Source organism: Paenibacillus sp. FSL K6-1558 (assembly GCF_038002565.1).
In the GTDB taxonomy this organism is placed as follows: Bacteria; Bacillota; Bacilli; order Paenibacillales; family Paenibacillaceae; genus Paenibacillus; species Paenibacillus polysaccharolyticus.
In genome coordinates this window covers 4,723,662-4,747,320 of sequence record NZ_JBBOCV010000001.1, presented here as the reverse complement: position 1 = coordinate 4,747,320, position 23,659 = coordinate 4,723,662, and the positions used below count along the sequence as shown (strand labels likewise).

The 23,659-nt window shown below is 47.4% G+C and carries 14 protein-coding genes; 6 read left to right on the top strand and 8 right to left on the bottom strand.

Going from position 1 to position 23,659, the window contains the following annotated elements; all coding sequences use genetic code 11:
• Nucleotides 1-41: 41 nt before the first annotated feature.
• From MHI38_RS20590 to MHI38_RS20580, 3 genes are all read right to left on the bottom strand, one after another.
• Nucleotides 42-749 (bottom strand): DNA alkylation repair protein, encoded by a 708-nt coding sequence (locus tag MHI38_RS20590; RefSeq protein ID WP_154891668.1) that lies wholly within the window; start codon nucleotides 747-749, stop codon nucleotides 42-44.
• A 205-nt stretch (nucleotides 750-954) separates the two neighbouring features.
• Nucleotides 955-3,132 carry a 1,3-beta-galactosyl-N-acetylhexosamine phosphorylase gene (gene gnpA, locus MHI38_RS20585; protein ID WP_341181606.1) on the bottom strand — a complete coding sequence of 726 codons (2,178 nt, stop codon included), beginning with the start codon at nucleotides 3,130-3,132 and terminating at the stop codon, nucleotides 955-957.
• Nucleotides 3,133-3,134: 2 nt separating this feature from the next.
• Entirely contained in the window at nucleotides 3,135-4,163 is a 1,029-nt protein-coding gene (locus MHI38_RS20580) for a glycoside hydrolase family 88/105 protein (protein WP_090923166.1), read from the bottom strand.
• A 177-nt stretch (nucleotides 4,164-4,340) separates the two neighbouring features.
• Between MHI38_RS20580 and MHI38_RS20575 the strand changes: the two genes are divergently transcribed.
• A complete protein-coding gene (locus MHI38_RS20575) occupies nucleotides 4,341-5,315 on the top strand; it encodes an AraC family transcriptional regulator (RefSeq protein WP_090923168.1) in 975 nt (324 codons plus the stop codon).
• A 101-nt stretch (nucleotides 5,316-5,416) separates the two neighbouring features.
• Here the strand turns inward: MHI38_RS20575 and MHI38_RS20570 are convergent, their stop codons facing one another.
• Nucleotides 5,417-9,307, bottom strand: a complete 3,891-nt coding sequence (locus MHI38_RS20570) for an S-layer homology domain-containing protein (protein WP_341181605.1) — start codon at nucleotides 9,305-9,307, stop codon at nucleotides 5,417-5,419.
• 405 nt (nucleotides 9,308-9,712) lie between these two features.
• Between MHI38_RS20570 and MHI38_RS20565 the strand changes: the two genes are divergently transcribed.
• Entirely contained in the window at nucleotides 9,713-12,850 is a 3,138-nt protein-coding gene (locus MHI38_RS20565; protein ID WP_186809823.1) for an ATP-binding protein, read from the top strand.
• The gene (locus MHI38_RS20560; protein ID WP_154891665.1) at nucleotides 12,847-13,965 is read left to right on the top strand and encodes a response regulator; all 1,119 of its coding nucleotides are present in this window, start codon (nucleotides 12,847-12,849) and stop codon (nucleotides 13,963-13,965) included. Before MHI38_RS20565 ends, MHI38_RS20560 begins: the two co-directional genes overlap by 4 nt.
• 95 nt (nucleotides 13,966-14,060) lie before the next feature.
• On the opposite strand, the gene MHI38_RS20555 is transcribed toward MHI38_RS20560, so the two are convergent.
• The gene (locus tag MHI38_RS20555) at nucleotides 14,061-15,233 is read right to left on the bottom strand and encodes a DUF4317 domain-containing protein (protein ID WP_090923180.1); all 1,173 of its coding nucleotides are present in this window, start codon (nucleotides 15,231-15,233) and stop codon (nucleotides 14,061-14,063) included.
• A gap of 204 nt (nucleotides 15,234-15,437) precedes the next feature.
• Between MHI38_RS20555 and MHI38_RS28790 the strand changes: the two genes are divergently transcribed.
• Both MHI38_RS28790 and MHI38_RS20550 read left to right on the top strand, forming a co-directional pair.
• Nucleotides 15,438-15,518, top strand: coding sequence for a putative holin-like toxin (locus tag MHI38_RS28790; protein WP_418792770.1), 81 nt, complete (start codon nucleotides 15,438-15,440; stop codon nucleotides 15,516-15,518).
• Nucleotides 15,519-15,903: 385 nt separating this feature from the next.
• Entirely contained in the window at nucleotides 15,904-17,073 is a 1,170-nt protein-coding gene (locus tag MHI38_RS20550; protein ID WP_308723289.1) for a glycoside hydrolase family 27 protein, read from the top strand.
• Nucleotides 17,074-17,273: 200 nt separating this feature from the next.
• Here the strand turns inward: MHI38_RS20550 and MHI38_RS20545 are convergent, their stop codons facing one another.
• Entirely contained in the window at nucleotides 17,274-18,110 is an 837-nt protein-coding gene (locus MHI38_RS20545) for a helix-turn-helix domain-containing protein (protein ID WP_341181604.1), read from the bottom strand.
• A 198-nt stretch (nucleotides 18,111-18,308) separates the two neighbouring features.
• Between MHI38_RS20545 and MHI38_RS20540 the strand changes: the two genes are divergently transcribed.
• A complete protein-coding gene (locus MHI38_RS20540) occupies nucleotides 18,309-19,844 on the top strand; it encodes a carboxylesterase/lipase family protein (protein WP_341181603.1) in 1,536 nt (511 codons plus the stop codon).
• Between the two features lie 207 nt (nucleotides 19,845-20,051).
• Here MHI38_RS20540 and MHI38_RS20535 read toward each other — a convergent pair whose 3' ends face one another.
• Nucleotides 20,052-21,869, bottom strand: a complete 1,818-nt coding sequence (locus tag MHI38_RS20535; RefSeq protein WP_090923190.1) for an ABC transporter ATP-binding protein — start codon at nucleotides 21,867-21,869, stop codon at nucleotides 20,052-20,054.
• Complete coding sequence (locus MHI38_RS20530; RefSeq protein ID WP_341181602.1) at nucleotides 21,862-23,598, bottom strand: ABC transporter ATP-binding protein; 1,737 nt, start codon at nucleotides 23,596-23,598, stop codon at nucleotides 21,862-21,864. Before MHI38_RS20530 ends, MHI38_RS20535 begins: the two co-directional genes overlap by 8 nt.
• Nucleotides 23,599-23,659: the final 61 nt, after the last annotated feature.

Sequence of the window (23,659 nt, the reverse complement as noted above, 5' to 3'; positions counted from 1 at the left end):
ATTATAACGAGCCATGGTGATAATGGAATACACGTTTCGGACTAACATCTTACATATTTGCGTTTAAAACCAAGCTGATTGCGGTCCAGTGCCTTTTGAATATTGTCGAAAGCACTGATCTGCTTGCTTTTCGGCTTGTCCAGACCTACTTCAAGTGGGCCAACCCTTTTGGCCGTTTCCACCGCTAGCTCATGCAACGGAACGTAAGACATGGCGACCGTATAGATAAATAGATTCATGGCTATTTTGGCCCGTTCAGGCGCACTGTGAATCGTTTGTTCTACCTGCTCAAGCATCTGTCTAAGTTTACTTTCCTCAAACTCGGTATCCTTGCGGCTGCCCAAAAGCCAGCAGTAACAACTCCATCCGCCGGACATTCGCAACTCTTCTCCGCTCGCAATCCAGGTGTCTGCAACCTCCTGGGCAATATCCGTCTCCGCTAAAGTTACAGCAACGATATAATCGGACACCATATAGAAATACGCCGCATCCATCCAGCGATCAAAATCGGCGTGGGTCATCACTTTCGGGTCAGCGATCACACCTGCAAAATACATGGCATCATAGTTGCCTGTTGCATACAATTGCTCAGCGAGCGGCTGATTTTTCTTGATCTGCTTCGCCATCGGTTTCATCGCCCCTGTCGCAACTCCAAACAAGGGTTCATGCGCACCGTTGGATATATAGATCTTTTTTGTACGTTCTTTGCCCAGAGCCTCAAGCTCTTGCATAACCTCGTTTACATTCATGTGAGCAGCTCCTTTGTTTTTCAATAGTCTAGCACATCAGGTCGTATGTCCATACATGTAACGTATGACATCATTATAAATTTGTTTGCTCCACAAAAAGCCCAAGGCTTATAGCGTATGTGCTACGAACCCTGAGCTTTCTTGTGTCAAACGAATCATTTACATGACTACTCCGATAACATTACAACCTGGAGAGTAGCTTATGTTATACCGAAGCCTGCGCTCCAATCTGGGTAATCATTGTATCAAATGGTGCGATATCAAACCTCTGCATCCCCTGCTCCGTGTCAATCGTCGTCGTCTGCGCCTGATCCCTGTTGTTGATTACAACCAGCTTGCCGCTCTCGGGATAATACGCACACTCGGTATACACATTATCCGTAATATACTTGGTATTGTGTTGCTCATTACCTGCAAAGCGGATCAGATTCAGCAGCAGTCTGGCATTCGCCCAGTTGAATTCGAACGAAGACAGATAGATTCCCTTTCCTTTGCCAAACGCATGTACAGACAGTGCAATGTTCCCTTCCGTTTCCAGCACCACCTCGGCCGTTCCATCGGTCAGATAACGTTGCGGCTTGCCTTTGACTGTTGCACCTTCTGGCACAAGCTCATGCCGATCCTGCACCTCATAGGCCCATTTTCCATGCACTACACGCGCACCTGTATCCTCATCCACCCCAAGCACATGAGCCATTCGGAAAAAGGTATCATAACCTCCCACAGCCGACGGCTGGTTGATGCCAATAAATGTGCCTCCTTCGTGCACCCAACGGGTGAGCTGATCCACACAAGCCGTTTCATTCCAGTGCTCGCCACCGCTCCATGCAGAACCGGCTCTTCCAGCATTAATGACGACATCCACCTCGTTCAGCACGCCTTGGCGAATATCTTCAAAATCGATAAAGCGTACATCAACCGGCAACCCGGCTAACGCCTCATTCACATGAATCAAGTCATGCATGTAAGTCTCATGGAAGTGTCCCGACAACGTCCATGATCTTAATTGGCCCCAGCTATGGAGCACCGCCACACGCGTTTGAAGCTGCGCAGGTTTGCCTGCCTGGTGCAATGCTTTGATCTCCCTGAATTCATCTGCGACCTTCTCGATATATTCCACAAAATCAGGATAAGGCTCTACCAAATGCAGGTATCCGCCCAGGCCAATCCGGTCGATTTTCTCGCGCAATAACGCGCGCCGAATGTTGATCCAGTAATTTTTGGCATCAAGCGTTGGGTTCCCACCCTCCTTAAAGGTAGGTAATCCACCTAACCCAACGGGGAACAGATAGGGATGCAGGCGAATTTCATGTGTTTCAGCCTTGACGCCCGAACACATTCTGGCCTCATAGCCAGAGAACACACATTTGATCATGCCATCGAAGCCAAACTCTTCAAAGCGGTCATTGTAAGGCTCCATGCCCACCCAGCTATCGTCATAGAATACATAAGCCAACTTGCCATGGCGATGCACGATATCAATCAACTTTCTGCCAAAATCAATGACAAAATCATTGATAAATGCCATCCAGTCCAGCTTGCGCTGCCCCGCAGGCATATGGCTGACCTGGTACTTTCCGCCATTCACAAAATCCTCTGCGGTGAGTGCATAACCATATTTTTCAGCAAATAAATCAAGCCCTCTTGAACTCACCGTAAAATCGTAGGAACCCCAATCCGAGAAGAGATGGCGGTTGCGCTCTTCACTACCCCAAATCCAGGCAAAGTTATAGAAGAGTGACGTGAATCGAACAACCGTTGTTTCGGGGTGAGCAAGGCACCATTTTTCCATCCAATCCAATAGATACGTTTGCGTGTCTGCATAGATGGGGTCGATCTGCATCAGGTGTTCTTTGTCCCAGTTGTTGGTTGTGTGATTATACATAGATATTTCTTCCCAGATACGATAGACCATGAAACTTACCGTGTATTTATGCCAAGGGGTGATGCCAGTAATGACCACGTTGCCGGATTCTCTTTCGTAATTCCACTGTGTTCTCGGTACTTCCTGTCCGGTCGTCCGGTCGTACACCTGCCAATACTTCAACGCTTCCTTCGAATCGTTCACCTTGAATTGTTCGGCAAAAAAGTCCTCCATCAGATAGATGGAGATATAATCCTGAACGGCTACCTTCGGCTGAGTAATAAGAAAACATTGCTGGAGCTTATCCTGATTCCTTGATGCCCACTCATTATGATCCCGAATGATACAGATCGTCGAATAAATGCCGTATCCGGCCTGAATGATCTCACCCGACAACTTTGTCCCGTCACTATCTCTGATCACATCGGCTCCCCACCGCTCAGCCAGCTCCAGCGTCAGTGCTTCATAACCGGATTCTCCTGGTAACGTGAAAGAGCCTTTGGTTGATTTTGGCAACATGTTCACTCTCCTTGTCGTAACATATCCGACAGAAATGCCAGTGCCAGTCCCTGACCCCATCCTTGAATCCAGTCTTTCGGAATGTTGCGGTACCCATCGCGATCCTTCATCACAGCTGTTCCGCCGGAGACCCCGAGTACACGTCCATCCTCGCTGATATGGTGCAAAATGCCGCTAAGGGCCTTTTGTACATATTTCGTATGCAATGGGTTGCCGTTATTAATCATAGCCGCTGCAATACCGCATGATGCGGAAACTTCCTCATAAGATTCCGCATCATCCAGCACGGTACGCCATAAGCCATCTTCCGTCTGCAGCAACTTGATAGCCGCAAGCTGATCACGCAAGGAACATTCAACGTCCATACATTGCGGATACAAGTACCACTCTTTGAGTTGCGGTTTGACCTGTGACATCGTATAAGCTCCCCATGCATTCGCTCGTCCCCAGTAAAAGCCGGACATGTGATCCTTGTTCACGTTGTTATAACCGTGATACCACAGGCCGGTGCTTGGATCTTGCAGGTATTTGATATGCCAGTAATACTGATTCAGCGCATCCTGAATCATTGCTTCGTCCTTCAGCTTGCTACCCACTCGGAGCAGGAAAAAAGCCGCCATAAACAGCGTATCTGCCCAGGCCTGTTCAGGAAAATCATTCGCTGTTGATACAGTGTGCTGTAACACCCGATCGCCAAAGCGGAGCGCATGATTTTGCAAATAATCCACTTTACTCATGACGGTATCCCAATACTTCTGATCGCCTGTCTCTTCGTATAACGTGATCAATACATGTCCCATTGCACATGTATTCACCGTCCAGCTTGGCAAGCCTAGCTCTATATATTCATCCGCCCACTTCACCAGCCTGTCCAAAATCTCCGGATCACCTGTCGTTTGGTAAGCTCTCGCTACTCCGTAATAGGCTACGCCGCAGGGCCAATCCCAAGTCAAGTCCATATCCAGTGTTTTTCTCGTTACGTTCTGAATAACGTTTAAAATTTGTTCACGGTCGTATTTCACTTGCAGCATTGAAATTCCCCTCTCCTGCGCACACTCCTCAAATTGAGTTTAAGAAGTGACCGTCCTGTGATGTAAACGCTTTACTTATTTCATTGTACGCAGTAAAATAGTTTGCATCTAAGCATATTCGTAACAAAACTGCGCAATTTCGATCATTTATAATCCGACGAATAGGAGCAGCCGGACATGCCCAAACCGAAAAAACCTGTCATTGAATACCGCCATTACAGCCTGCCCATAGACTTTCCTGTTCTGCTACTCAGCGGGGAACGCTGGAAAATCTCTGATATGAAGAGTGAGCACCTACATTTCCATAATCATATGGAGATTGGCATCTGTTACTCCGATGGAGGTGTAATGGAGATCAAGGGAGAAAACGTTCCTTTTCGAGCCGGAGATGTTACATTCCTACCTCGTTACCTGCCCCATACAACATACAGTTCACCTAATACGGCAAGCAGGTGGGCCTATCTCTTTTTTTCGCCAGAGGAACTGTTCCAGCATTCATTAAAAACACCGCAGAGTAACATGGAGCCCAATCTCCGAGCTATTCAAGCAGGTCGTTGTGTGTTACATAAAGATCAATATCCGAAGGTGTATATGCTAGCCACATCGATTGTAGAGGAAATCCAGCGGCAAACCCCATTCTATCGAGAGAGTGCGTATGGATTATTAATGTCGCTGTATATTGAGTTGCTACGAATTCATGCGAGCGATGAGAACGGGCTTAGCCGAGAGCAGAAGCTGGAACTAGAACAGATGCGGGAAACGGAAAGGCAGAGCCGTCAGCCTGATCTGGTTATATCCCCTGCTCTGGAATTTATCACGAGGAATTACATGATGCCGGTGACGATTGATGAGCTTGCAGAACTGTGTCATCTAAGCACCACCCATTTTCGCCGCAAGTTCCATGAGATTATGGGTACGACCCCTCTTGATTTTCTAAACAGTACACGCGTAGAAGAGGCTTGCAAACGTTTAAAAAGTACCGATGCCTCGGTGCTCTCGATCTCTGAGCAAGTCGGGTTCAGGTCCATTTCCAGCTTCAACCGTTGCTTCGCCAGATTAATGGGTGAGTCGCCGAAGGCTTGGCGCACAGGTACTCACATGGAAGCTCAATCAGCCAAAGCATCTATTTTGGCATTCACAGGCTGGGTCTAAACTAAATAAAAAAATCCCGAAAGTCATTGCAGACTTCCGGGATTTTTTTATTTATTCCTATGACTGACTCCATTTCGCAACTCAAATATGCAAACGAATCTTTAGATCAGGTCAGACTGTTGCAATAGTCTTCTCAGGATGGTCGCTGTCTCGGCTCTTGTTATCGACTGCAATGGTGCAATCGTGTTCGAACCGCGACCCGTTACTAGTCCCGTATGGACACTGGCTGCGGCTGCTTCCTTCGCCCAGCTGGCTACTTGTTCTGCATCTGTGAAGCTGGACAACTGTTTCGCAGCATCAGCAGGCACCCGATCTTCCAATCCTGTCACTTTCATGGCTCTTGCGATCAGAGTCATCGCTTCCTGACGGGTAATCTCCTCTTGTGGACGGAATGTGCCGTCTTCATAGCCGCCGATCAAACCATATTTAGAAGCAGTCTTCACGACATCTGCAAACCAGTCTTTATCATTCACATCTCGGAAGCCATTGCTTCCTTCACCCGGCTTCAGACCCAGTGCACGTACGACGATGGCTGCAAATTCGGCTCGTGTAATGCTACGATCTGGTTCGAAATTGCTGTTTGATACGCCGCTCACGATCATACGTGAGCTCATATCGTTCACTGCTATATTACTCCAGTGGTTAGCCACATCCGTGAAGGATTTAGGAGAGTACACAATGCTATATGCACTGTTGGTCAAGCTGTTAATCTTCGCATAATATGCTCCGTTTATTATTGTAATCTTCGTTGGTACATGACGAACGCTGCCATCTTTATCAATGACGACACCTGTTGTCATTTGGTCTGGAGCAATGTTTGCCGGAAGAGCAATCGTACGCTCTACGTAGCTACTGAATTCATTTACAGGTGTAGTCTTACCGTTATAGCTGGCAATTACGTTGAATTCCACAGGTATTCCGACCAGCGTATATCCAGCTTGCTGTGAAACGGAATTCGCTGCTTGTACCGTAGTTGGATCTACTTGGGCAATCTCTACTTGAAGCTTGATGCTCTCAAGGGAGTCGTTACTATTCAACTTAAGCTGTTCAGCCACGCTGCCAATCCGAATCTGACTTGCTGGCAAAGTGTAGCTTGCTGTATCTGTCTGGAGTACCAACACCGCTTGCTTATCTTCCATAAGCTTCACCGTCTGTCCATTCAGCTCACCGATAATTACACCTGTATTCGCACTATTACTGCCCGTAACTGGAATCGTGATTACGCTGCCAGCGGCTTCGGTATTCAGCTTTTGGGCGATCGCTTCCGCATTCACAGAAATCGTCACGACCTGTTGCCCATTCACTGTCGAAGTCATTAAGGTTCCCGCAGATTGTGCCTGGCCGTTCACCAGTACCTTTACGTTACTGCTGGTATTATTATTGGTCACTGGTGAGGTAACGCCTCCACCTCCGTTACTTGCTCCACCAGTTCCAGAATTTCCAGTATTGCCAGTAGCGTTATCTTCATTACTGCGAGTAATGAGCAACGTATAAGTCTTCTTGGTGCTGCCATTCGGTGCAGTCACCTCGATCGTTACTGTATTCAGTCCGTTTGCGAGCGAAATATCTGCAATTTTTCCACTCGTACCATTGATTTTAACGCTCGCACCTTCTTGAACAGAAGTGACACTAACCACTAACGAGCGGATTGAACTGCTCACAGTTGCTGTATAATGTTCCACATTCGGGCTGAAGACCGGAGATAATATACCACTAGTCAATGTCAGACCACCCAGGTCGGCATTGTTACTAGGCTCGCTGAGACGTTTTACGATCAGATTGTAACTGTTGCTGTTGCCGTCCTCTCCCGTCACCTTGATCTGTACAGGATTCAATCCTGTCACCAGATTAGAAGCCGTATAGGAATACACATCATTGGTCACGGATTGCTCGGTTGCTCCAGTGACGCTTATTGTCTGGCTGGTCTCTGCCTTGGAGAAGGAGAAGTCCAGACTGGTTACTTCGGGAGCTACTTCCACTTGGTAATTCCGCTCTTCTGGCGAGAAGGCTGGAGATAATGTACCGCTATTCAGTGTAAGACCACCCAGCTGGGTATTGGTACTAGGTTCGCCGAGACGTTTGACGCTCAGGTTATACGTATTGCTGTTGCCATCCTCGGCCGTCACTTTGATCTGTACAGGGTTCAAGCCTGTTATCAGGTTAGAAGCCGTATAGGAATATACATCATCGGTAACGGATTGCTCGGTTGCTCCAGTGACACTGATTGTCTGACTGGTCTCTGCCTTGGAAAAGGAGAAGTCCAGACTGGTTACTTCAGGAGCTACTTCCACTTGGTAATTCATCTCTGCTGGCGAGAAGGCTCGATCCAGAGTGCCTTGACCTACACTCAGGCTGGACAGTGTAGCATTCTCGGACTGCCACTTGGCATATAGAGTCAGATTACTAGTCACAGGTGACTGAAAATCATAAGCTTGTGTCAGCTCGATATCTGTATACCAGCCTAAAAACTTGTATCCAGCTTTACTCGGTGGCGATGGCTCTGTTGCCATAAGATTATGGCCGACTGACTGCGACAAGATTGGGGTGCCTCCGTTCGTGACGAAGGTAACATCCGAATTCCCATTTACCCATTGCGCATAGAGTGTAACGTCAGCGCCGTTAATGTTGAAGGTGTCATTCGGACTGTAGTCCGTGCCTGTTCCGTCTGCTGCAGTATTCCAGTGTGAGAAGATGTAGCCTTCTTTCTCCATATTTCCGGTGTTTTCAGCTACTGTGACAAGGGGCGACAGCGTAGAATAGCCCTGCATGTCTACAGGCACACTACCTGACTCATGACCATTGCCATTGTAGCTGACGTTATACTGGGTAGTAAGAGACTTCACGGTTGTTTTCTTACTAGCGGATTGATCCTGATAAGCGACATATGGAATGTTATCGGATCCCAAGGCAAACGATACATACTGCACTTGATTAAGGGTGTTCGGTCCAGTGAAGTTACTTCCTCCAACAGGTTGCCACTGATTCCCGCTGAGCTTTTTGACAACTCCAAAAGGCCGCTGTCCGAACATGGTTCCATTGTCACTATAAGAAACATATGGAGTTCCTATAGAATCGAAAGCCAGTGTATTTTCTCTGGACGAGCCAACAGAAATGCCACCAGTGTTTCCAACGTTCTCCCACTGGGTACCTGTGAACTTCAATACGGTAGTTTTATAAGAATTGTCTTGATTTGAAAAAGCAATATAAGGAACGTCGCTGGGAGCGATTGCGATCGCATGGTTCGATGATTGACCAGTTGTAAGCTTGGTAGCTCCCACGTAACTCCACGCTGATCCGTCGAACTTCTTAACAGACAACCTATAGTTGTCTGTCCCGTCACTGTAGGCTACATAAGGGGTATCCTTTGAATCCAGGGCGAGAGCCATCTCATTGGCGTCGCCTGAAGTCACCCACGTTCCCACGGTAGACCATACATTATTCGTGAACTTCACAACTTTAGCTCTGTTCTGGTTTGGATAGTCTCTATAGAGAACATATGGATTATCTGCGGAGTCAAAGGCAATCATACCAATCGCTGATCCTGGTGAAATATTGCTCCCCCCCACATACTCCCATTGACCAGCAGTGAACCTCTTTACGCCTAGCCTACCTTCGTTAGCTTCATCCGTGTAAACAAGATATGGTGTACCTTGCTTATCAATGCCAAGGAACAATTCATAGGCTTTTCCTGACGAGATTTCAGGACTTCCTACAGTTTGCCACTGGCCGTTCACAAATTTCATGACCTTCGCCTTACCAGAGTTCCCTTTATCTGCAAAAGCAACATAAGGAGTATTTTGTGGGTCTAAGGCTACGGAATTGTATTCAGCTTCTCCAGTACTAATACCTGGAACTCCTAAAGAAGCCCAAGTCTCGGTGGCTGCGTAAGCATGGTCTCCTCCCCAATTATGAAATCCGGGGATACCGCTTAGGACTAATAAAAAGGTGAGAATCATAGATAAAGCTTTTTTGGCATTCAGATTCTTGCTCATGTTCTACTTCCTTTCTAAGTTTGATTTGTAAATCAAAAAGACTTAAAGATTTGCATAGATGGCCACTGAACAAAGCCATCTTATTAACACTGCTTCATAAGTAACTGCACTTTACAACCCCGGCTGCTGTAAGTACACCCAATCATTAAGTTCCGTCAACACCATGTTGTGATTTCCCTCTCCATACTCTCAGACCCATAAGTCCAGAGTTGCGCAAAGATAGGTCTTTGGATACTTTCACTAGATCCTTTCGACATATCACACATTCGAATTATACAAAATCACAATAAACAAAAAATAAACAAAGAATTTTGTCGATATTGAATTGCACCCTCTGGGGATATCCGCTACAATGCCGATAGAATACTAGAGATGATTGGTAATCTCCCAAAGGAGCAGCAAAACGTGTTCATACGAATTTCAGGTGTTGTTCTCACCGTGATACTTGCTGTTACGCTGCTGGTTCTATCCACGGCTAGAGAACCGCAAGCCGCCGCTCTCCATGCCCGTCAAGGCATTCTGGATCTATCGACCTGGAATCCGAAACTTGAGAATCGCATCAGGCTGGACGGTGAATGGGAATTTTATTGGAAGAAGCTACTGCCGGCTTCAGCTCATATCGCGGATCAAAAACAACAAGGATCACCAGCATCCCCTGATGCTTATGCAGAGGTTCCTGGTACTTGGGGACCCGTTCGGGTAGGGGATGAACGATTACCGTCCTACGGTTTTGCTACATACCGGCTTGTCCTAAAAAATACACCCGTTGAAGGCACTCTTGCCATCAAGAAAAGCAACATTCGCTTTGCCAGCGAAATTTACGTCAATGGCACCAAACTGATGGAAGACGGACAAGCCGTGGAAAAAAATGCAGGGTACAAGGCAGGCAATTCACCACAAATCGCATTTTTCCCGTATCATGGCGGTGATATTGAGATACTGGTTCGGGTCGCCAACTATGACTATCCGAATGCAGGCATCTCGGGTCCGCTTTTTTTTGGAGAACAGGCTGCCATGCTAAAAAGCCATCAGAACCGCACGGCCATTGAACTGGCAACTATGGCTGTATTGGCTACCATATCCATCATTTTTCTCATCAGTTATTTGGGATCTGCGCTATATCGAAACCGGGATGACTCTCTGTTACTGCTCGGCCTGGTATGCCTATTGTATGCCCTCTACAATGGCATGATCAGTGAACGAGTATTAGCAACAGCAAGCACAGATCTTACATTTAGTACGTTATATAAATTAAAAGATTTTTGCTCCGTTGCCTGTCTCGGCTTGTTGATCTTTTATTTCTACCGTTTCAGGACAGGCATGTTCTCGGGGGTAGTTACCTCTGTAACCCTATTTATTTTTGGCGCATATGTCAGTTTGCTCGTACTCTTTCCTATCTCCGTATACGTGTTAACCGCACCTTATGTTATCGGACTGTACACATTGATTCTGCTATGGCTTCTGGTGCAATGTGCTTTGCGGTTTGTGCTCAGCGAGAAGGGAGAACGATTATCAAGCTTTCTATGGTACGCAGCCATGCTCTGTATCACGCTGTACTGTCTGGACATCAACCTGTTCTCGATCTCACTAAAGGAAAACGTTAATATCGGACAGGTATGTATCGTACTGTTCAGCATCCTGATGTTATTTCTAGCCGTCCTGCGGCTCTTCGAGGCCTACCTTACCGTTCGATCTCTGAAGGATCAGCTTCTCCTGCTCGATCAGGTTAAGGATGATTTTCTATCCAACACATCGCATGAGCTCAAAACACCGCTCAACGCCATCGTTAATATTAGTGAAAGTCTGCTCAAGGGTTCGGAAGGCCCGCTCACCGATGAACAAGCACATAATCTGGCGATTGTGACGGGCAGTGGAAGACGTTTGACGTACCTAGTGGATGAGCTGCTGGACTATTCCAAAATGAAGCATGGGGACATCTCGCTGCACCGTTCAGCTACAGACCTGTCCTCCTATGTCGAATCGGTGTTGCGCATGCACTCCTTCCTGCTTGGTACCAAAAAGGTGGAACTGATCAATGACATCCCAGCCTATTTCCCGGCAATTTATGCAGACGGGAATCGTCTTGTTCAGATTCTGCACAACCTGATCGGCAATGCCATCAAATTCACGGAACAGGGTTCTGTCCGGATAAGTGCTACACTCGTTCAGGGAAAAGCAGCACTGCGCATTACCGATACGGGACGCGGCATCAGCCCCCACAAGTTGGAGCATATCTTCCTGCCTTTCGAACAGGAAGCAGACGCGGGGCCAATGGTTGCCGGAGGCACAGGTTTGGGTCTAAGCATCACGCGCAAACTTGTTGAGATGCACGGAGGAACCATTCACGCCGAATCAACGCTGGGTCAAGGCGCCACATTTATTTTGACGTTCCCACTGGCTGAAGGTAAAAAAGAGAAACGTGCCAACGTGACGCCTTTCAGCATGGCGCCTACGGTTTCGGGAAATCGAGAACTGAGGTATGAAGAACCTGTCATTATGCAAGGGGTACGGAATGAGTGGATTCTCGTGGTTGACGATGATGCGGCCAATCTGCAGACGATCGTGGGTCTGCTGAAGCTAGAAGGATACAGTTATGCCGTTACATCCCGTTCCCAATCGGTAATGATGCTGATGGACAAACTTCCTGCCGTGCATCTGGTGATTGCCGATATCATGATGCCAGGCATGTCAGGGTATGAACTGCTCGATCGGATTCGGGAGCGCTTCTCCCCTTCCGAACTCCCTGTGCTCATGCTAACCGCAGGCAATAAAGCTCATCAATTAAAGCTTGCGCTGGAGAAAGGTGCCAACGATTTTGTATCCAAGCCTTTTGAGTCGGAGGAATTGCTTGCACGGATCGGTGGTCTAACCCGGATGAAAACATCTGTTCAGGCTGCACGTAATGCCGAAATTTCCTTTTTGCGGTCCCAGATTAACCCGCATTTTCTGTATAACGCCTTGAATGCCATTGCCGAATTATGTGTGGATGCGCCAGATGAGGCAGAACGATTGATTTTACAATTATCCAGTTATTTGCGGGGCAGTGTTCACTTCAAACATCTGGATTCCAAGACCAGTCTGGAGAACGAACTGGGTATGATCGAGGCCTATGTAGCCATTGAACAGGCACGCTTCGGATCAAGACTCGAAGTCATTATCGATGTAGATGCTGATGTGGATCGAACTATGCAGATTCCGCCGCTGATTCTGCAGCCCTTGATCGAAAATGCTATTCGGCACGGTCTAATGTCCCGTGTTGGCGGCGGCCGTGTTATGCTATCTATTCGCAATCTCAGCGAAACAGAAACCAGATTTACCATTGAAGACAACGGCATAGGTATGACAAAACAGAAAATGAAAGAGCTCCGCCAGGTCGCCGATGGTAGCACAGGTGTCGGTTTATGGAATATATCCAGCAGACTCAAACTGCTGTATAACAGGGATTTTCGGATGGAAAGTCATGATGGTGAAGGAACCCGTATTACGCTCGATCTTCCCATTCAACACCAGAGTATGAAGGGTAACGGGGGGTACATTACATGATAAAAGTAATCATCGTAGACGATGAGGATCTATCGCTCAAACGACTAAAACGGATTTTGACTGAAAGTGGAGCCATTGAGGTATGCGAAGTATTCCATGATCCCGAGAAAGCTTGCGAATATGCAGCAAATCACAGTTTTGATGCTGCTTTCCTGGATATTACCATGCCACGAATCTCCGGGATGCAACTGATCGGCGAATTGCGCAAGCATCACCCCTCCCTGCCGATCGTGCTGGTGACAGGATATGAGGAATATGCCGTACAGGCTTTTGAAAAAGAAGTCATCGACTATATCATCAAACCTGTGACAGCCGAGCGTGTGAGTCGTACGATTCAGCGCTTGCAGCAACTTCTCCGAGACACAGCTATCTCATCGGAGCCGGTATCCCCATCCCCACGTCTGACTGTGCGGATGTTAGGCGAATTTACCGTGCTTGATGGAGCGAATGTGGACATCCCTGTGAAGCTACGAACGCCGAAAACAGAGGAGTTACTCGCATTTCTTTTATGTGCGAAGTCGACTAGCCGTGATGTACTGGCTGATACGTTATGGAAGGATCTCAGTCCGCAGAAAGCCTGGACTAATATCAACTCAACACTTTACTACGTCCGGCGTGCGGTTGGAGATAACAGCGATGTTCCACTTATCCAGAAGGATCGCAACGGGATTCGGATTGACCGGGATTCCATCGATTGTGATCTGTATGAGTTTGAAGCGTTATTTCGCCAGATCCGTCAAACTTCAACCTATTCACCTGAGATGTTCGAAAGAATAGACACCTTGTATCGTGGTGAGCTTTTGAAAGGACGGCATTATGAATGGGCACTTGCATGGTCAAGACAGCTCGAGAGGGACTTCATCACAATGATGGAAACGGCTGCTCAATATCATATCCAGCAAAAGCAACCCCTGCGTACACTGCATTATTTGGATCGAATTCTGCAGATCGATTCGATTCGGGAGGATATTCACCGTGAAAAAATCGTGATCTATCTTTCGCTGGGTCGGCGGACTGAAGCCCAGTGGCAATACCAGTTACTCGAGGAATCGCTTCACGAGGAGCTTGGCTCCCGCCCAGCAGCCGATATTCAGCTGTTGTTACGTCAATCTTAGCTGAGACAGAGACAAACAGACCTAAGACAACAAAGCCCAAGCCTGGCGGAATGACCGCAAGCTTGGGCTTTGTGAATGTTTAAGCTGAAGTTTATTTACAGATTCTCCGTAGCCAGTGTGAATCCCTCAATCACCGCATCTTCATCCACTTCAATCATAATACAGCGTCTTCCCTGATAGTTGACTTGTCTCACATATTTGAGATCCTGCGGACTGATCGAGATGGTCGCCACCTTGGTATCAATCTTGATTGATTTGGAAGTGTACTTCGGCATCACGCTGTTCGCCTTCAGTTCATAGTTTTTATTGTCGACGATTGTTTCGAATGCACGTTCCACTTTCTCGGTGGTCAGTTCTTCTACGCCGCTGGCTGTAAGCAGACGTTCTACGTCTTTGTAATCCAACTTCGGTGGCTCTTCCTCATGGGATTCCTCGTTCACTTCAATAACCCGGTTGATCTCTTCATATACATGAGCCAGGGTTGTGGCATCCATCTGCTCACCCGTGATCTCTTTGACGATATCCTCGAATATTGCGCGCTCCTCCAAGGCCGTCACAGAACGTTCCCCATTCAGCACATTTTCAACAAAATGAGGGTCCGGGAAATTGGATTTGCCCGTGCAGTACAGCACACGATTTACGTCGGAATAGTTGTCCGTAACGCTTGGATATAGGAAACCCTGCTCCGGCGTGCTTAATTTGATGATCGGATCAACGATGATGTTATACTTGAATTCCCGCTCTACATAGTCAAAGAGCAGCGTCTTCCGCTGTTTCTCCGTGGAATTCACACTACACAGGATGAAGGGATGAGCAAAGACCTCATTTTTCTCGCTTTCCTCTGTTGCCTCATTTCTCGCCTTCGTTGGCAGATAATACTGCCCTTTAATAAACGTAACCACCATATCCCGTTCATACTTGGCATCAGCCATCATACGATCGACAAGCAACAGCATCAGATCCTGCCACTCATCCGGGTCACCTGTGACGAGTGCCTGGTGAAGCATCACCTGTGCCGGCTCCTCCGCTTCTTCTTGGAACTTCAGTTCGAACAGTTTCTGATCCAGTTCACCTGTCAGCAATTTTTTGAAATTACCCATGTATAACTCTTGCTTCTCCCGATCCACCAGTTCAAACGGATGACGTTCCCAGTGATAGACTTCATTGGTTTCTTTCGTAATATAGACATTCAGGATGTCGTAAATGTTCAGCAGGTCATGATCCAGCTTGAATTGTTTGCGAATGTGCGCGACTTCTTTTTTATTCATGATTCGTTAGACAACTCCTCAAGTAAATTGGCTTTACAAGTATAAACGATAAAAAAAAGCTTCGCCAGAAGGAGGTTTAATGTTCGTGGTTTTGTACAGGACATAGCCCTGTAAAACAGCAAAAAACACGCCATTTCAGGCGCATGGCATTGGAAAGGGCTATATGGTCGGTCGGCTAATCTCCCGGAAGGGAGGTGATGCCTTGTGACAGTATTTGAATTCTTGATGCTGATGCTTACCTTTGGTTTGCTGATTACAGCAATACTGTCCAATAAAGACAAGTAGACCGCCCCTGAGCTAAGGATGCGGTTTACCAATGATTCGTACCTCTGCTTAAAAGCCTACCGCCCTTAAAAGCGGCTATTGCATGGGGAGTCGTGTTCGCGCACGGCTCCTTCTGCATTATAAGCTCTTTATGTCCTTATTATAACATGGTGATTTGATGTTTTAATTAGTACAACACAATTATTCCCAGATTACTCCTTTTAACCTAAACAACATTTGTCCATGTCCAAGCAACGTCAGACTATGGTTGAAATGCCCTTAATCCGTTAAGTTCATGATAGTTATACATGATAATTAATCCCCCTATTTGTAACATGGAGAAGATGGCATTAGGTTTTTTTTAAAAAATTTAGGAATCAGGACAAGGAAGGAAGCGAGTCAGATCATGAGTATTAACACCAATGCAATGATGGGATTTGCCCCTGCGCTGGGCTGGAATTCATGGAATACGTTTACGTGGGACATCAATGAGCAATTGATTCGGGATGTTGCCGATGTGTTTGTAACGGAAGGATATCGTGACGCCGGGTACGAGTACATTGTCATTGACGATTGCTGGAGCCTGAAGGAGCGGGATGCGGACGGCAATCTGGTCGTAGACCCTGCCAAATTCCCGAGTGGAATGAAGGCGCTTGCAGATTATATTCACGACAAAGGTTTGAAGTTTGGCATGTACTCCTGTGTCGGAACACATACTTGTGCCGGGTATCCAGGCAGCTTCGAGCATGAATTTCAGGATGCGGCATTATTCGCCGAGTGGGGCGTGGATTATTTAAAATATGACTACTGCTTCAAGCCGCGCCATATCTCTGGCGAATTGTTATACAAACGCATGAGTCTTGCGCTCAAAAACTGCGGCCGCGATATTCTTTTCTCTGCCTGCAACTGGGGAGAGGACAATGTCTATGAATGGATTCGTGAATCAGGGGCGCATATGTACCGTTCAACCGGGGATATTCGCGATAACTGGGATTCGGTCAAAGAACTGGCCCTTTCACAGCTCGGAAAACAAAGCTATACCGGTTCCTTCTGCCACAATGACATGGATATGCTCATCGTAGGCATGTACGGCGGAAGTAACAATGACTTTATCGGTAGCATTGGCGGCTGCAACGATATTGAGTACAAAACCCATTTCTCCCTCTGGTCGATGATGGGTTCACCGCTTATGATTGGATGTGATGTACGCAAGGCCAATCAGGTCACCAAGGACATTTTGCTGAACCCCGATCTGCTTGCCATTAATCAGGACGCAGAGGCACGCGGGGCTTACCGCATCAAACCTGAGCCGCAATGGTTCCATACCGATGATGTATTCATGCTGGTGAAGGTGCTTACGGACGGTGATCTGGCGATTGGTTTCTTCAATCTGAGCGACAGCCAGCGCGAACTATCCCTGCAATTTTGGGATATGGGACTGCCTTACGCATCAGGCTACTCCCTGTCTCTCTATGACTGCTGGGAGCACAAGGAACTCGGTGTATTCCGCGAGCGTTATGCTCCCGTCATAGCGGCCCATGATTGTCTCGTCGTGCGAGCCAAACTGGTGAAATAAATGGCACAAAGCCGGCTGTGCACCACCTGTCAGGTTCCGCTCACTTCCGACGATGTCGGCATCTACCTGAAATTAGTCTCATTAACAGCCCGGCAATTTGTCTGCATTGATTGTCTTGGGGTGAAGCTGAATTGCGGGCGGGAGCCGATTGAGAAGCTCATTCGTTACTTCCGTGAGTCCGGGAACTGTGCACTTTTTCGCTAAACGTTACTTGTAAATGTCTTACTAGTTATTTTTTTCTGGTGCAACATCATATATGCAGATGGCGTGTATGATGTTGCCTTTTTGAATACCCTAGAAAAATAAAGCGGATCATTATATCCTACCGAATATGCTATGGATTGAATGGACAATTGAGATGACTCAAGGAGCTCGCAGGCACGCCGGATACGACATGCCGTTATGTACGTTGACACCGATTCACCTGTAGCTTCCTTGAACTTGCGGAACAGGTAACTTCGCTCCAGATTTACGGCCTGTACAATCTCTGCTACCGTCAAGGATGATTGCCAGTAGTTTTGCTCGATATAAGTTTTCGCCATCCATACCTCATCTCTGGTTTCTGTCTGCTTCTCGCTCGGAAAAAATTCAATGTAATAGGACAGTAACAGCTGCAAACGTGCATCCGCTCTTAATACTTCACTTGGTGATGCACCTGCATTCCAGGCCAAATGAAACCACATCTCCATCGTTTCCGGTGCGGCCGGCAGTACAGGGTGCTTAACCGATAGTTGTGTCAAATCTACGATTTGCCCTGCGTTTCGTCCGTCGAACTCAATCCATACGTACTCCCACGGGTTCGCCGGATCGGGGTAGTAATAGATTTCTTTTTGCGGAAAAATGATAAAGCTCTCTTCGGCACCCAGCCGATAATGCTTGCCTCCGGTTTCCAGTGTACCCTGCCCTCGAATGATGTAGTGTAGCGCATAGACGTCACGTACACCTGGTCCCCACTGATGAAGGTTTACAGGTTTGTGTCCGCCGCTGATAAAAAAAATCTGGTTCGCCCTGCCCCCGTCTCGCCATAATGTGTCCACGTCAGCAACTCCTTTCGTGATCCCAGTCATTATATATCATTATGAGGGGTTATTGGTTTAATTTCGATGCTGGAAACAACGCTTCAAGTTGCTTATGATAGAAACAGAGGGCATATTGCCCAGCAGATTTGTAAGCGCAACCAAACATCTTGGATCGACATACATGAACGATGTTCAATTCAGAGAGGAGAATGTTGTGTGCTTAGAACTGTTACGGTCGAAAATGGTCAAGTTCAGGGACTGCCTGCCGCAGATCCACGTATTACAAGCTTTAAAGGTATTCCGTTCGCCGCGCCCCCTGTAGGCCGGAATCGCTGGCGTGCGCCACAGCCTGCTTCCGATTGGGATGGTGTACTGCAAGCCTTTGATTTTGCACCGACCTCCATGCAGGCACCAACCGTCATTGATGATAATAACATCTATACGCGAGAATGGGCGGTTGATCCTGATCTGCCGATGAATGAGGACTGTCTGTATCTAAATGTGTGGACACCTGCCAAACGAACCGATGAGAAACTACCGGTCTTTGTCTGGTACTTTGGTGGGGGGCTCCAAGTCGGTCACACGGCCGAGATGGAATTTGACGGTGAACGTATTGCGCGCAGAGGCATTGTGGTCGTGACCATCAATTACCGCTTGAATGCATTTGGTTTTCTGTGCCATCCAGAAATCAGTGCGGAGTCACCTCACGCACCGGCGAATTTTGGACATCTGGATCAGCAGGCAGGAACAGCCTGGGTGAAGCGTAATATTGCCGCGTTCGGCGGTGACCCGGATCAAATTACAATTGGGGGACAGTCTGCTGGCGGTGGCAGTGTTCTTAGTCAGATGACCTCTCCGCAAAATAAAGGCCTATTTCAGCGAGCTGTCATCATGAGCGGTATTGCAACAGAGTTATATCCAAACGTTCCTGTACCCGCTGTTCGCAGTACGCTGCGAGATGCCGAGCAGAAAGGCGTTGAATTTTTTCGTTTCCTTGGTGTATCTTCTCTGGATGAAGCCAGACAGCTGGATGCCGTCACACTACGGGATAAAATTCTGGAATATCGAAGCTTCTGGGGAACGGTCATTGATGATCAGTTCTGTATAGGTGATCCGTTCACTCGTTTCATGCAACATAAGCGTGAACTTGTTCCTGTCATGCTTGGGCATACGTCCTCCGAGTTCTGGACCCGGCCTGCGGTAAACAGTGTGGAGGAACTGAAACAGATGGCTACAGAGCTATTTGGCGAGGATGCTCCTGCCTTTTTAGAACGATGTGAAGCCGATACTGGCGATCTGGATCATGCCTTACAGCTGGCTTCTGTGCGCATGATTGAACATGCGATTCAGCTTGTAATCCGTTCTAATAGCGGTCATCCGTCGGAAACACCGCTCTATTATTATAATTTCGACGCAGACATTCCGGGCTGGGATCAACCAGGCACGTTCCATTCGGTCGATCTGTGGTTCTTTTTTGAAACACTCGCCAAATGCTGGCGTCCTTTCACGGGTAAACATTATGATCTGGCACGCCAGATGTGTAACTATCTCTCGAACTTCATTGCGACAGGTGATCCCAACGGCTTGGACTCCACCGGTAAACCACTTCCCTACTGGATTCCGAGCAGCACCGAGCAGCCGTATCGCATGGAATTAGGTGATCTGGCCCAGCTACAGCGTGCCGTACCGGAACCTGTGCTTGAATTGATCATTGAACAGTATTTTAAAAAGCAGACTGAACCTGTAGTTTGATGTAGTTGCTGTACACCACATCGTTCTTGAGCAAACTTCAGAATATCCGTCCTAAACGCATATCTGCTTCTTCCTTCAGCAAGTATCTGTCCGACAAAAAAGAGCCATGCAATATGCACGGCTCTTTTGGTGTTGTCTATCTTATATTTCGCTATTTTTCTATCTTACCATTTAGCTGTTTTACGAGCACTCTCTGGATCAGTCCCATTAATCCCACTCAAAAGCTCCAGTATACAATTGATAATACGTACCTTTCGCTGCTAACAGCTGTTCATGGTCGCCACGTTCCTTGATCTTACCATGCTCCAGCACCATAATGGCATCGGAATTCCGCACGGTAGACAAACGGTGGGCAATGACAAATACCGTTCTGCCCTGCATCAGATTATCCATCCCCTTCTGAACCAGCGCTTCGGTACGTGTATCGATAGATGAAGTGGCTTCATCCAGAATCATGACCGGCGGACTCGCAATCGCTGCTCTGGCAATCGCTAGCAACTGACTCTGTCCCTGTGACAGTCCATTGCCGTTACCATCCAGCCGGGTCTCATACCCGTCAGGCAGACGTTCAATAAAACTCGCCGCATACGACAGCTTTGCCGCCTGAATGACCTCATCGTCACTGGCCTCCAGCCTTCCGTAGCGAATATTCTCAGCGACCGTACCCGAGAACAGATGGGTATCCTGCAGTACAATTCCCAAGGAACGCCGCAAATCTGCTTTGCGAATACGCTGAATGTTGATGCCATCATAGATGATCTCACCTTCAGTTATATCGTAGAAACGATTGAGCAGGTTGGCTACAGTAGTCTTGCCTGCACCCGTTGCACCCACGAACGCAAGCTTCTGTCCAGGCTTGGCATATAACGTAATATTCTGGAGCACTTGTTTCTTTCCGTCATACGTAAAACTGACATCCTTAAACTCCACTTTGCCTTTCAGAACAACGCTTGTTCCGTCCTCCAGTTTCCAGACCCATCCGGCCTGATCCTTGTTTTTCTCTAAGGTCACGCGGCCTTCATCTGCTTCAAGCTGTTCATCCATCATGTTAAATATCCGCTGAGCCCCTGCAACAGCTACGACAAACATGCTGACCTGCGAGGAGATTTCGGCAATCGGCATTGTGAAATTACGGGATAAACTCAAAAAAGCTGCAATAATCCCCAGACTCAGACCGGCGTTCCAGCCCGATATGGACATAGCTCCGCCCGCAATAGCCACAAGCACGTAGATTAATGTCGACAGATTCTCATTGATTGGCATGAGAATATTCGAATATTTGTTAGCTGTCGCCGAGTCGTCAAACAATTTATCATTCAGATGTGCGAATTGTTCCATCGCTTTTTGCTCGCGACCAAACACTTGCACTACCTTTTGCCCATGAATGATCTCCTCGATATATCCATCCACAACCCCGATAGACTCCTGTTGCTGAAAAAAATGCTCGGTTGCCTTGGTACCGACGGTTTTGGTAACCCAAAGCATCGCGAGTGCACCTAGCACAACCACGATCGTTAAAGGCACATCAAGAAACAACATCGTACCGAGAACGACCACCACTGTCACGGCAGTGGACAACAGCTGGGGCAATCCATCCGTCAGCATCATGTTCAGCGTATCCACATCGTTCGTGTAATGACTCATAATATCCCCGTGGGCTTTACGGTCAAAATATTTAATCGGCAACTTCTGCATGTGATCGAATAAGCGGTCACGAATCCTCTTCATAATCTGCTGTGAGACGGTAATCATCAGCCGTTTCGAGACAAATGTACTGATGACTCCAGCAGCATAGATCACAGCCAGAATGATTAAAGCCTGTAACAAGGCATCAAATACTGGATTTTGATTTCCAAGTAGCGGCGTAATAAAGTCGTCGATCAGCAATCGCAGAAAGGCCGCTGAAGCAACAGAGACGGCAGAACTCACCAGCACCAGGATCAGCGCTAGTGTCGTTCTGAATTTGTAATACTTAAAGTAGGTTAGCAGACGTTTTATCGTCCGGCCATATTGAATGTTATCCATCCAGTGCTTCACCGCCTTTCGTCTGTGTATAATAAGCCTCTTGATAAATTGTATTTCGACCCAGCAGTTCCTCATGGGTTCCGATATCTACCATCTTGCCTTCATCCAGCACGACAATCTGATCGGCATCTTCCACAGATGCAATACGCTGGGCAATGATAATTTTGGTTGTATCCGGTATGCTTTCTTTGAAAATGTTGCGGATTAACGCGTCGGTCCGTGTATCTACTGCGCTGGTGGAATCATCCAGAATCAGAATCTTCGGTTTTTTGAGCAAAGCTCTGGCAATACATAGTCTCTGCTTCTGACCTCCCGAAACGTTCGTACCGCCTTGTGCCAAATGAGTGTCATATCCATCCGGAAACGTGGAAATAAACTCGTGTGCCTGTGCTGCTTTGCACGCTTCAATCAACTCTTCATCGGTAGCATGTTCATTGCCCCAACGCAGATTCTCCTTAATCGTGCCTTCAAACAGGACGTTTTTTTGCAATACCATCGCGACCTGGCTGCGAAGCAAACTTAGATCGTACTTCTTCACATTGACACCACTGACAAGCACTTCACCCTCACTGGCATCATATAGACGTGGAATCAACTGTACCAAGGTAGATTTTGCACTGCCCGCAGCTCCAATAATACCAATCGTCTGTCCCGAAGAAATTTGCAGATTGATGCCAGACAGGGCATAATTCTCGGCTTTGCCTGAGTAACGGAAGGACACATTGCGGAATTCGATCTCCCCGTTGTGTAGCTCTGTAACGGGTGACTCCGGACTGGTAATGTCCGGCTGTTCACTTAACAGGTCATTAATCCTTCCCGCCGAAGCCCGAGCAATGGCAACCATAATGACAACAATACCCAGCGTCATCAAACTCATTAGAATTTGCATGGAATACGCGAATACACTCGTAAGCTCCCCGGTAGTCATGTTTCCGCCCACAACCAGTTTGGCTCCAATCCATGAGATCATCAGCATCACGGCATACATCACAACTTGCATCAGTGGAAGTTCATACGACAGAATGCGTTCTGCCTTAGCCATCTGTGCAAATATTCGCTGGGATACGACCTGAAACTTGGATACCTCACGCTCTTCTCGCACATAGGATTTCACAACCCGGATACCGCGTACGTTTTCCTGCACAACTTTATTGAGATCATCGTAACTGTCAAAGGCACGCTCAAATATCGGAAAAGAATACTTCATGATAATCATCATGCCAATTGCCAGCACGGGTATAACAATCACGAACCATGTAGCGATGGACGGGCTGATACGATACGTCATAATCGTTGCAAAAATCATCATGACCGGGCTGCGGAAGGCAATCCGGATAATCATCAGAAATGCATTTTGCACATGCGTAATATCCGTAGTCAGCCTGGTGACGATCCCTGAGGTCGAGAATTTATCCATATTGGAGTACGACAGCTGCTGCACATGACGGAACAGGTCGTAACGCAAGTTTTTTCCGAACCCCGACATCGCAATCGCAGAATGCTTACCCGCCAGCGCTCCAAAGACCAGAGACACCAGGGCAAACAACACCAGAATCAAGCCATACTTGGTCACCTGATTCATCTGGCCCCCCGTGATCCCCTGATCGATCAATTCAGCCATAAACAGCGGAATAATGACTTCCATGGCCACTTCACCAAGTAAAAACAAGGGCGTCAGCCACGTATGCTTTTTATATTCGCGTACACTTTGCAGTAATTTCCTGACCATAAGCATTCTCCTCATCTAAAATAAACACCCTGATCTACGATCTAAAGGTAGATCGGCGGTC